Origin of the sequence: Aerococcus viridans, assembly GCF_002871935.1 — a bacterium.
Taxonomy (GTDB): domain Bacteria; phylum Bacillota; class Bacilli; order Lactobacillales; family Aerococcaceae; genus Aerococcus; species Aerococcus viridans_B.
Genome location: NZ_PNHQ01000007.1, coordinates 82,221 through 94,368, shown reverse-complemented (window position 1 = coordinate 94,368; position 12,148 = coordinate 82,221). Strand labels below are relative to the sequence as shown.

Genomic DNA, 12,148 nt, shown 5'->3' with positions numbered 1-12,148 from the left:
AGCAATAACATAAATTCCTTCAAAATCACACTTCAGAATCACGTCCTAAACTTTCAATTTATTCCTTGACATCTTTATAGCTGGCTTTGGAGTGTTTGCTAATTGATTAATTCGTTCCTCAATTAATTTAACAAGAGCTAAAGCTTTTTTACGCTCTTGATAAAGAACATTCGTGTTTTCACCTAAATCATTGGCAACTTTCTCATAACGTTCAACCGCTGCCTTATAATTATCGATCGCATTTTTTCTTAATTTTGAATTAAACATGATATCACCATCCTATATGTATGCTTTCTGCAACAAGGTTTGATTTTATTTACTTGTGTTAATCTCTATTAGTTATTCTGTTGTTTTAACTTTTCTTTAACTACATCTTTGAACTCAAGTAACTCTTCTGATCTGATGTAATAACCTAAATTTGTCATAACTGAAGTTCTGCTAATAATTTTTTGTTGTGTAGGTATATCAACAACTGATATCTCACCATTTGCATTCATTGTGGGGCCGGCATATAGAACTCCTAAAAATATTATTCTACGAGCGCCTAGATAAGTATTACCTTTTTTATCAGAATAGCCATTCTCGTTTAAAATGTAAATTGGCGATCCAGATGATCCTGGAAAAGCAGCAATGTCTGCTAGACCGATTCCTTTTGTGTTGAAATCATAAGCAGGGTGAGAAGCTGTGTATCCCTTTCTGAAAATTGGATAATTATGTTTGCTATCCCATAAACCAATAGGGTAGCCGATCATTACAATTTCTTCTAAAGCACTTAATTCCATCAATTTATCTTTGTTAGGAATTAAACCTTCATCGTTAGCTAAATAAAATACTTGTTTTCCTGTTCGTTTTTTTACTTCCTCAAATATCGGGTTTATAAATGTAAAGCATAGATCCTTATCAGAATGAAAAAACCATTCTGTTTGTAACGTAAGAGCATAGTTTTGAGTAGTTGAGCCGTCATCTTCTCTTAAATGCAAGAAGAACTTCACAGTCTCATTCCTATTATAATTTACAACATGCTTATTTGTAATAAGGTCGGTATAGTAAGCTCATTCTCCTGAAAATTAAAGAAAAACCCAGTTCCTGAAGAACCATCATGGGCTTCTATTCTTACAGTATTAAACATAAGCTGTTCTGTTAAACTGATTGGTTTCATATCATCTCTCCTCATTATTTATTAATTGTAGAATATTATTAATTCAATTATTATCCGTCTTAATCTCATAACCATCTGGTAAAATAAATGCCTGCACAAACTTGACACCTAGCACATCAGCAATGGCCTTCAACTCATCCAAGGTTACCGTTTCTCGTTGTAATTTCTTATTGAAATTCTGTGGAGTCTGGCCAATGCGTCTAGCAAGTTCAGAAACGCTTATATTCATTTGCTCACACAGTTCTTTAATCATTTCTGCCGTAGTCATACAGCACCTCCAAGTTTACGCTAAGAATATTATAAACCATTTGGTTGATAAATGAAATAGTTATAAAATTATTATTATAATCAACAAGTAAAAGAAAACCCACAACTCTACTTCAGAGTCATGGGCTATTTACTTCTGGTTTTCATATTTCAATTTCAATACTAGATTTAAAGGATATGATAAAGTGGTCACCATACACCGTAACATTTTGGATGATCTTCCTTGTTTATCCATTCAAGCCAATAGCCATCTTGTCAACTCAGCACATTTTTACCAGCAATCTTATCAACTCACCTAGCCATCAGCAGTACTTACTGATGGCTTTTTAATTTCACTAATCTTGGATAAACTCCCTCAAAGCAAAAATCCGTGATTATGCTTCCGGCCTAGAACCAGACTGCAAACCACGGAAAGCCTTTATTTACTTATCTTAATACACCCTTACTTATCTGCTCTTGACATCAATACTACCGTCTCAACATGCCAAGTTTGTGGGAACATATCTAATGGTTGAACTTGCTCGAAGTCATAGCCTGCTTCTACGAATTTTGCGATGTCTCGTGCCATAGTTGTTGGATTGCACGAAACATAGACAATCTTTTCTGGGTTAGCTTCAATTGTTGATTCGATGAAAGTATCATCTAAGCCTTTACGTGGTGGGTCAACAACCACGACATCCGGTTGAATACCCGCTTTAACCCACTCACCCATAACTGTTTCCGCTTGACCCGCTTCAAAATGCACGTTATCAACATTATTTTTAGTAGCGTTATTTTTGGCCATCTTAACCGCATCAGCGACTACTTCTACCCCGTATACTTGTTTAGCTTTTTTCGCTAATGCTATGGTAATCGTACCAATTCCACAATAGGCATCTACCACTGTTTCTTCCCCTGTTAAATCAGCTGCATCAATCGCTAATTGATACAACTTTTCAGCTTGAGGTGTATTAATTTGGAAGAATGACCGACTTGAAATATCAAAGGTGAAATCAAACATCTTGTCCTCGTATTTATCCACACCATATAACACACGTTGTGTACCTGACATCACAACATTCGTTTGTTTAGTATTTGAACTTAAGACAATAGACACCACTTCTGGCACTTTTTCCACAATTTTGGTCACAATTTGGTTTTCTTCCGGTAAATCTTTACCATTCACCACAATGATAACCATCATTTGGTTTGTATAGTAGCCTTTACGAATCACAATATTACGTATTAGACCTGAGTGTGTCACTTCATCATAACCTTTCAACTCATGTTGGTTTAAGATATGCACAATTGTTTGGATAGCTTCATCCATACCTGGTAATTGGATTTTAAAATCTTCCACAGGGATAACTTCATGAGAGTTTTTCCGGTAAAACCCAGAATATAACCTTCCTTCTTTATCCGTACCGACAGGAATTTGCGCTTTATTACGGTATTTAAAAGTATCTTCAGAACCCACAGTAGGCAATACTTTACGCCCTTCAGCTAAACCAAAACGGTTGAAAGCATTCTCTACTTGTCTTTGTTTAAAAGCAAGTTGTGCTTCATAAGTCATATGTTGCAATGGCATTGTACCTACTTGACTTGAAACCTTATCCACAATGGCTACTCGGTCTGGCGAATCCACAGTTCGTTTCATCATTTTTCCATAGCCAAACTTTTTACCCACAGAAATGGCCTTAATTGTCCCCATTTCACCAGGTAAAGCATTCTCTACGAATAAAGGATAGCCATCCACTTTAGCCACACCTAATCCTTGAAAAGTAAGATCTTCAATTGTGCCCTCAAAAGACGCATTCTTTTGAATCGGCGTTGTATATTTTTGTTTCATCATCATCATCCTTTATATTTATCCCCATTATTTTAACATGCACATCCATTAAATACTCAGAAAACAATAAAACGCCAACACCTAAGTGCCAGCGTCCATCAAGTCATTATTCTATTCTCTTAGTAACCTTCAATTGTATGTATATAAATACTCTGTTTCTCTATATTTTCAATCATTTAAAACATAAAAAATTGTCTCTTATACATAGTTAAAAATTACTATTAGCCAAAGGCGGAAACTTACCTAGCATGCCTTTGCAGTGAAAAAGGATGACTGACCCATATCAACCTGTTAGGAATTTATTCCTTACAGGTTGAATCGTCAGGCAAGGAATTAGACCTTGGCTAATTCCAGTCCCACTGCAAGTTGAGCTTTGCAGGATAGACAGGTTTCCACTTCAGAATACCTTGCATCACACTTTGTGTGATACGCGCAATTCTTCCAGTGTCTCCTGTCTGAACATCCTACATCGCATCCTAGTTTTAAGGCAATGATAGGTAAAGTGAAAGCCGAAGGCTCAATAAGCGCACTGTTTAAGAGTCAATATTCGCACCTTTTTAGTTGGGTTCGCTCGCACCCTGTAGTTGAGCTCGTCAGGGCAGACAGGTGTCCGCTTCAGAATAGTTTGCATCACACTTTGTGTGATACGGCACTATTCTTCCACCGTCTCCTGTCTGAACGCCCTGTCTCACATCCTATTTCAAATATTCTTTATAGATATTTACATATCTATCGATGAAGTCCAAGTATTGGTCCACTTCAATAGATTCGTCTATGGTATGCGCGCTATCAATCCTACCTGGTCCATAAATAACAAAGTCAAATTTGTTATCTACATTGGTAAAGTTAGATCCATCAGTTGCACCACTTAACCCGCGGTTTTCCGCTTGTGGATCTTCTAGCTTAATGCAATCTACTAATGCAGATTCATTATCTCCATCTGCATATTGGTTATTTTGTAACAAGTTCAATTCTAATATACCCTGACCGTTTGCGTTAATATCTTCAATCACATCATTGAAGATATCAATCACCACATCATTGCCTACTTCAGGAATTGTACGCGCATTACCAGATAACACAGCATACTCTGGTACCGAGTTAATTTGGTTTCCACCCTCAATCATAGTGAATACATTCAACATTCTACCTAACATATCGTTTTCAGCAGTTGCAGCCGCTTCTTCTATCTTTACATTCGCTTTGTTGATAAATGTATTTAACAGCAAGATGGCATTGAGCCCTTTTTCTGGTGTAGAAGAATGGGCGGCAGATCCACGCGCGATTACTTGATACTGAATTGAGCCCTTGTGTTTTGTGTAGTAATAAGGTGTTGATGGTTCAGCAATAATCATGCCATCAATATCTTCTGTATATCCTAGATCTGTTAATTGTTTAGACCCAAGCATCCCAATCTCTTCTCCAACACAAGCGAGTAAACGAACTGAACCAGCAAAGGCTTGGCCAGACTCCTTCAACTCGATCATGGCAATGATTAAAGCCGTTAAACCAGCTTTCATATCAGTTGTCCCACGACCATACATCACACCATCATGAATTTCTGCACCGTATGGTGGGTATGTCCATAATTCAGGATTACCCGCATCTACCACATCCATATGACCTGATACAGCTAAAATCTTCCCATCTTCTTGACCTTTTAATTCTGCTACCAAGTTCGCACGACCATCCGCATATTGAATCAATTGTGATTCGATACCGTGTGCTTCAAGTAAGTTCTTGTAATACAAAGCAACAATTTCTTCGTTACCGTTTGGTGTTTCTAATTGGATGACATCCTGTAAAATTTTAATTTTCTCTTGCTTATCCATAGAAACCTCCTTATTTTAAGACTTTACGCTCGAATGGATCAACTGAGAATCCTGCTTCTAAAACTTCTTTTGCATATTGTTGCGCAGCCCACAGTGAATGATCACGGAAGTTACCACATTCAACGCGTTCTGTCCCTTGCACATCAGACCATTTAGCTGCTAAGACATCATTCAATACTTTAGTCATGGCAGTTGCTACTTCCTCAACTGAAGGTGTTCCCCAGACAATCATATAGAAACCAGTACGACAACCCATTGGTGAGATATCGATCACGCCTTCTAAATAATCGCGTGTATAAGCTGCTAATAAGTGTTCTAACGTATGAATAGCACTTGTTGGAATAGCATCTTGGTTTGGTTGCACAAAACGTATATCAAATTTACTTAATTTATCTTCTAAATTACCTGTTTCAGCACCTGCAATACGCACATACGGCGCTTTAACTGCATCATGATCTAAGGTAAAACTTTCTACTTTTGCCATCATTAATCTCCTTATCTATTTTTCATGCATTTAAGTTAAAACTTCCTTATTATTTTATCATTAATTGTCAAGCTTTCAAAGTTACCGTAATCATCCCTTATTGGATAAGAGGATCACCCTAGTTGTTAGTAGCCAAGTAAAAACCTATGCTATAATCAACAAAAGATCTAAAGGAGGTACTACCATGAAAGCAAGTAAACGCCGAGACTTACTCATACAAACCTTGAACCAAGCTACCACACCTCTTAAAGCGACTAGTCTTGCCAAAGAATTTGGTGTTAGTCGCCAAATTATTGTAGGAGATGTCGCAATTTTACGAGCCAGCCACTATGACATCATCGCCAGTAACCAAGGCTATCTATTAGCTGATAAGGCAACTAGCGTGGATGAAAGTCGCTACCGAGGCAAAATCGTCTGCCAACATTTAGCTAACCAAGCTGTTGAGGAATTAACGATTATCATTAATCACGGTGGTTTCGTTGAAAATGTTGAAGTAGATCACCCTTACTACGGTTTACTAAAGGCTAGCTTACAAATCAAAAATCAAGCAGATATAAAAGAATTCCAAACAGCTATGGATAAGTCTACTGGTACTATGCTCTCTTCATTAACAAATGGTATTCACCTACATACCATTACCACACCAGATGAAGCAACTTTTAACGCAATAAAAGCTGACCTAAAGGCTACTGGGATATTACTAGACGAAACGATTTAATTTCAAAAAGTCTTGACAGGTGTCTTGACACCTAGAAATATTTTGCGTATGATAAACTCAACAAATTTGGGAGGAAATTATCATGCAAAGAAATCAAGTGTCTAAGCGCACACAAAATTTAACGATTACTGGTTTACTCACCGCTATTGGGATCTTTATCCCCTTAATTATGCCCTTTAAAATTGTCATTGGCCCTGCCTCCTTTACCTTAGGTTCACATGTTCCAGTTGACATGTCTATGTTTAGAAAACCTTCAACCGCAGCTATTGTCGCAATCGGCACTACTATCGGATTTCTAATGGCAGGTTTCCCAATTATCATCGTGGCTCGTGCCCTTACCCACTTAATTTTTGCGGCTTTAGGTGCTTATTACCTACAAAAAGCACCAAATACCTTGGTCAAAATTGGCTCAAGAACAGCCTTTAACTTCTTCATCAATACCATTCACGGCCTTGGCGAATTAATGATTGTATATGCTTTGACTACGGCTGGCCTAGTGCCACCATCAGATAATTTCTTGTATACCTTGATTGTTTTAATCGGTATCGGTTCCTTAATCCATGGTATGATTGACTTTGAAATTGCCTATCAAATTACGAAGGCCATCGAAAAACGAGCACACCTTGGTTTTGCTCAGGTAAATTTATGAAATGGATAAGAAAAAGAGCGCGAATGCGCTCTTTTTTCTTGCTATTTTCCAAAGGTCCATAACTGCTTTTATAGTAATTCACCATGACGTTTTACATATATGTGTTTTACGATTTGAACTAATATTAAGTATAAAACGACTGTTGCTGCTAATAATCCCCAGAATTGGATTGGTAATGCAGCTAAACCAAGTGCGCGCCCTAGACCTGTATAGGGTGCGAATGTACCAATTAAAATGCCTATACCTGTAATTGCAAGTACCATATTTGATGGTCTACTTTGAATGAATGGGATTTTTGGTGTGCGTAGTGTATACAAAACAAGCGTTTGTGTCCATAATGAAACAATAAACCAACTAGATTGGAAGATGGCAATAAATAATGCCTGTTGCCCTTCGTTTAAGTTTACAAATTGTCCACCAGCAATACTTGGAGCAATAAGGAAAAATGTAATGATAAAGGTTGTGACATCAAAAATGGAACTTGTTGGGCCAAACCATACCATAAATTTTTGAATGGAAGAAGCTTCCCATTTCTTAGGTAGATATAAATATTCTTTATCCATATCGTCCCATGGTAATGACATTGAAGCAATTTCATAGATTAAGCCTAAGAATAGCAATTGAATGGGTAGCATTGGTAGGAATGGTAAGAATATACTTGCAATCAGTACTGAGAATACATTCCCAAAGTTAGACGAAGTAGTCGCTTTGATATATTTCATCGTATTGCCAAATACTTTTCGTCCTGCTAGAATCCCCTTTTCAAGAATCATTAAGTCTTTTTCTAGCAAAATGATATCCGCTGACTCTTTAGCAATATCCACTGCATTATCCACAGAAATACCCACATCAGCTGCTCTTAATGCTGGTGAATCATTAATCCCGTCACCTAGGAATCCTACTACATGACCATTTTCTCTTAGTATTGTGACTAAAGTTGATTTTTGCGTTGGATTCAACTTCACAAATAAGCTATGTTTTTCTGCAATTTCACGTAATTCCTCATCGCTTTTACCCACTAATTGATCCCCTGAAATAATGTGATCTGTAGGAATACCTACCTGCTCAGCTACAGATACCGTCACGAGTTCATTATCACCTGTCATAATTTTCACATTCACAGCGTGATCATTTAATGCTTTAATTGCTGCTTTAGTAGATGGTTTTGGTGGATCTAGGAATGCTAAATACCCAATAAGTACCATTTCACTTTCATCTTTCACTGAGAAAGCATCTACAGGACTAGGGTTGGTTTTTTGGGCAACACCTAGTACACGTAATCCTTGGCTATTTAATTTAGCAACTTGTGCTAATACTTTTTCACGAGCTTGGTCAGTTAACTCAAGAATTTCTCCAGCATAGTCCACATAAGACGATACAGCCAACATCTCTTCGATTGCACCCTTGGTGATCATTTGTGTTTTACCTGTTTGATCTTCAACTACTACACTTAATCTTCTACGTCCGAAGTCAAAAGGAATTTCATCTACTTTTGTATAAGCGAGTTTTTCGTACGCTAGTTCTTCTTCACCTGCTCGAATAATTGCTTTATCCATAAGGTTACCTAACCCTGTTTGATAATAACTATTTAGATAAGCATGACGTAACACACGATTACTTTCTTCTCCATCAATATTTAAATGGTGTTGAAGTACAATATTATCTTGCGTTAAAGTACCAGTTTTATCTGTCACTAATACGTCAATCGCACCAAAGTTTTGAATACCTTGAAGGTTCCGTACAATCGTACCTTCTTCTTTCATATCTTTAGCACCTTTGACTAAGTTTGTTGTCACAATCATTGGTAACATTTCAGGCGTTAAGCCGACCGCTATGGAGATACCAAATAGTAAAGCTTGCAACCAATCACCTTTTGTTAAACCATTAATCAGAATAACAATGACTGCCATTAAACCCATAAAGCGAATTAATAACAGTGATGTCTTTTCAATGCCCACATCGAAACTTGTTTTGATAGGTTCATTAGAAAAGGCATCCGCAATACCACCGAATAAGGTGTTATTCCCAGTTCTTACTACCACACCCTCACCAACACCACTCACTACTTCACTTCCAGTAAATACTAGGGTAGTGTAATCTGTTTCACTAGTTGGTGCCTCTACTTCATCCTTTGCACGTTTCTCAACAGGATGACTTTCACCTGTTAATGAAGTTTGTGATACAAATAAATCTTTACTGTTTAGTAAGCGAATATCTGCTGGTATCATATCCCCAGCTTTTAAGCGAACTAAGTCACCAATCACAATATCTTCAGTTCTAATTTCTTGATACTGACCTTCCCGCTTAACTGCCGATGTTACCTCAACCATAGACTCTAACGCTTCTACAGATTGATTTGAACGAATCGTTTGAATCAAAGACATCGTACCACTTAAGATAATTAACACCACAATAATGATTGGTCCTAAAATTTCTTGTTCAGCAGGATCTACAAATACATAGTCTGTTAGAAACGAAATCAAAGCTAAACCTAATAATACTAGTGTAAATGGCGTGAAATAAGCCTCAAAGATATAGCGCCATAAACTTTTCTCATTACCATAGTTTATCTCATTATCACCATATTCACTTCTAATTTGATCTGCTTCGTTCTCTTTAAAACCATCTGCCTTTGCTTTAAATATTTCTTTTATTTCTAAAATAGGTTTACTAGCTAATTCAAAGTAACCTAATTGATCTCTGTTATTCATCATTGTATTCAATCCTTTCATTTACATACTGCTACTTCCTTACACTAGTCTAGACTGTAATCAGCCACCTAAAGTTCTGGAAAGGATGCAAAGAAAGTCTTTAACCATTGAACAAATGATAAAAACAATTAAGAAAGGATACACCTTTTTACCATTAAAAAAACCTCCTCATTTTATACTTGTTAAAATGAAGATTTGTCGCAATATAAAAAGCCCCCACTAACATTAGCGAGAGCTTACTCTAAATATCCACAAGAAAAACGGGTATACACCTGTTTTTTGCTTTTGATCTTTTCGTGGAGTTTTAGCACTATACAACGTAAACATTACTGTTAGCTACGTTAGAAATTCCTTCTATCGGATAATCCTGTTATACCCATTGGCGTCTCTGGACGTTTCTGGGCAGTAGCCTGTGTTTGCATAGGAGCCTCTGCCTAACAAATCATATTCTCTTTTCAACACCTATAAGCATACAAGCTTTAACTACACTTGTCAAGCCATAGAGAAATCTTGGGTTGCGTCGAGCCCCCCTTAGCTTATATTTACTACTTAATTTTACGTTTTTTTCTACCTGGATTCACTTAATCAATGCATTCATGGACAAGAAAAAAATAGCCAATATTTTCATATTCGTCGCAGCTAGTCTAATCCACCTTTGGACAGATTCATATATGCTTTGGTTAACATAGTCAGTATTAATAGTTTTATTCATAAATCGAATTACTCGAGAAAGTGATAAATAGAGGCATAGCCAAGGCTGAAACTACCTAGCATGCCTTAGCAGTGAAAAAGGATGACTGACCCATATCATTCTGTTTGGCCCTTACAGAATGAATCGTCAGGCAAGGAATTAGACCTTGGCTAATTCCGGTCCCACTGCATCTAAGGCTATACAGGTAAAGTGAAAGCCGAAAGCTAAATAATATCTCAATCCTCTAATCCTAGTTTTAATACAAATATCGGTCAAGTGTAAGCGAAGGCTTTAACACGCATTCAAACACAATAAAAAACATGTCCGATTCACCGTTTCAGTGAACCAGACATGTTTTCTTTTGTTCAGAATTAGCGTTTATCTAATTCTTCCGTTAATAATTGGTTCACAACTTGTGGGTTCGCTTGACCTTTCGTTGCTTTCATAATTTGACCAACTAAGAAACCAGTTGCTTTCTTCTTACCAGCTTTATAGTCGTCAATTGATTGTTGGTTGTTATCAAGGACTTCAGTGATCAATGGTAACAATTGTGCTGGATCAGATAATTGAACTAACCCTTCAGCTTCAACAACCTCTTTAGCAGAACCACCTTTGTCCGCTAATAGCTTGAATACTTTTTTCGCTTGCTTGCTTGAGATCGTACCATCTTCAATTAAGCCAATCATTTCCGCTAATGATTCTGGCGTTAAACCAATTTGGTCTAGATCTTTTTCATTATCGTTCATGTAAGCATTCACTTCACCCATTAACCAGTTAGATGCTTGTTTCGGATCAGCGCCAGCTTTCACTGCAGCATCAAAGAAATCAGACATTTCTAAGGTTTGAGTCAAGATTTGCGCATCATATTCAGGTAATTCGTAAGTATCGACATAACGTTTACGACGATCAGCCGGCATTTCTGGCAAGCTCGCTTGAATTTCCGCTAACCAAGCATCAGAAACCGTAAATGGCGGTAAGTCTGGTTCTGGGAAGTAGCGGTAGTCAGCTGCACCTTCTTTTACACGCATTAATTGTGTTTTACCAGTACTTTCATCATAACGACGAGTTGCTTGTTCAATCACGCCACCAGCATTTAATACTTGTGCTTGGCGTTTTTCTTCGTACGCTAAACCTTTACGAACATAGTTGAATGAGTTTAAGTTTTTCAATTCGTTTTTAGTACCAAATTCTTTTTGGCCATAAGGACGTAAAGAAATATTGGCATCACAACGCATTGAACCTTCTTCCATTTTTACATCAGAAACCCCAGTAAAACGGATGATTTCGCGGATTTTTTCCAAGTAAGCATATGCTTCTTCTGGTGAGCGCATATCTGCTTCAGATACGATTTCTAATAATGGTGTTCCTTGGCGGTTTAAGTCAACTAATGAGTCGCCAGCACCGTGGATGTTTTTACCGGCATCTTCTTCTAAGTGAAGACGTTCGATGCGGATTTTTTTCGTTTCACCATTCACTTCGATTTCAATCCAACCATTTTCACCTATAGGTTGCCATAACTGAGTAGTTTGGAAAGCTTTTGGATTATCCGGGTAGAAGTAGTTTTTACGGTCGAAGTGTTGTACTGGATTAATTTCACAGTTTAATGCTAAAGCGGCTTTAATAGCGAATTCAATCCCACGACGGTTCATTTTTGGTAGGACACCTGGATAACCGAAGTCAATAACGTTTGTATTGGTATTAGGTTCTGCTCCAAAGTGTGCGGCAGATGGAGAGAACATTTTTGATTCTGTTTTTAATTCGACATGGACCTCAAGTCCAATGACTGTTTCGTAATTCATGTAATTTCCT

General features: G+C 37.3%; 11 protein-coding genes and 1 riboswitch. Of the genes, 2 read left to right on the top strand and 9 right to left on the bottom strand.

What is annotated here, in order from left to right; translation table 11 throughout:
• Nucleotides 1-45: 45 nt before the first annotated feature.
• From CJ191_RS04205 to CJ191_RS04175, 7 genes are all read right to left on the bottom strand, one after another.
• Nucleotides 46-267 (bottom strand): hypothetical protein, encoded by a 222-nt coding sequence (locus tag CJ191_RS04205; RefSeq protein ID WP_257994120.1) that lies wholly within the window; start codon nt 265-267, stop codon nt 46-48.
• Between the two features lie 68 nt (nt 268-335).
• The gene (locus tag CJ191_RS04200; protein WP_210382480.1) at nt 336-980 is read right to left on the bottom strand and encodes a hypothetical protein; all 645 of its coding nucleotides are present in this window, start codon (nt 978-980) and stop codon (nt 336-338) included.
• A gap of 32 nt (nt 981-1,012) precedes the next feature.
• The gene (locus tag CJ191_RS09190) at nt 1,013-1,159 is read right to left on the bottom strand and encodes a hypothetical protein (RefSeq protein ID WP_210382481.1); all 147 of its coding nucleotides are present in this window, start codon (nt 1,157-1,159) and stop codon (nt 1,013-1,015) included.
• A gap of 43 nt (nt 1,160-1,202) precedes the next feature.
• On the bottom strand, nt 1,203-1,427 hold the full coding sequence (locus tag CJ191_RS04195; RefSeq protein WP_070468052.1) for a helix-turn-helix domain-containing protein: 225 nt from the start codon (nt 1,425-1,427) through the stop codon (nt 1,203-1,205).
• A gap of 441 nt (nt 1,428-1,868) precedes the next feature.
• Nucleotides 1,869-3,254, bottom strand: coding sequence for a 23S rRNA (uracil(1939)-C(5))-methyltransferase RlmD (gene rlmD / locus CJ191_RS04185; RefSeq protein ID WP_102199073.1), 1,386 nt, complete (start codon nt 3,252-3,254; stop codon nt 1,869-1,871).
• Between the two features lie 695 nt (nt 3,255-3,949).
• The gene (locus tag CJ191_RS04180) at nt 3,950-5,086 is read right to left on the bottom strand and encodes an ArgE/DapE family deacylase (protein WP_070468055.1); all 1,137 of its coding nucleotides are present in this window, start codon (nt 5,084-5,086) and stop codon (nt 3,950-3,952) included.
• A 10-nt stretch (nt 5,087-5,096) separates the two neighbouring features.
• A complete protein-coding gene (locus CJ191_RS04175) occupies nt 5,097-5,570 on the bottom strand; it encodes an S-ribosylhomocysteine lyase (protein WP_102199072.1) in 474 nt (157 codons plus the stop codon).
• Nucleotides 5,571-5,754: 184 nt separating this feature from the next.
• Here CJ191_RS04175 and CJ191_RS04170 point away from each other — a divergent pair, with 184 nt between their 5' ends.
• Nucleotides 5,755-6,288: a transcription repressor NadR gene (locus tag CJ191_RS04170; protein WP_070468058.1), complete on the top strand. Its 534-nt coding sequence runs from the start codon at nt 5,755-5,757 to the stop codon at nt 6,286-6,288.
• An 82-nt stretch (nt 6,289-6,370) separates the two neighbouring features.
• Nucleotides 6,371-6,937, top strand: coding sequence for a hypothetical protein (locus CJ191_RS04165; RefSeq protein WP_070468060.1), 567 nt, complete (start codon nt 6,371-6,373; stop codon nt 6,935-6,937).
• Between the two features lie 68 nt (nt 6,938-7,005).
• Here the strand turns inward: CJ191_RS04165 and mgtA are convergent, their stop codons facing one another.
• Nucleotides 7,006-9,651, bottom strand: coding sequence for a magnesium-translocating P-type ATPase (mgtA, locus tag CJ191_RS04160; RefSeq protein ID WP_102199075.1), 2,646 nt, complete (start codon nt 9,649-9,651; stop codon nt 7,006-7,008).
• Nucleotides 9,652-9,930: 279 nt separating this feature from the next.
• A riboswitch (M-box (ykoK) riboswitch) is annotated at nt 9,931-10,097 on the bottom strand.
• A 613-nt stretch (nt 10,098-10,710) separates the two neighbouring features.
• Nucleotides 10,711-12,138: an Asp-tRNA(Asn)/Glu-tRNA(Gln) amidotransferase subunit GatB gene (gene gatB / locus CJ191_RS04155; RefSeq protein WP_102199071.1), complete on the bottom strand. Its 1,428-nt coding sequence runs from the start codon at nt 12,136-12,138 to the stop codon at nt 10,711-10,713.
• Nucleotides 12,139-12,148 lie beyond the last annotated feature (10 nt).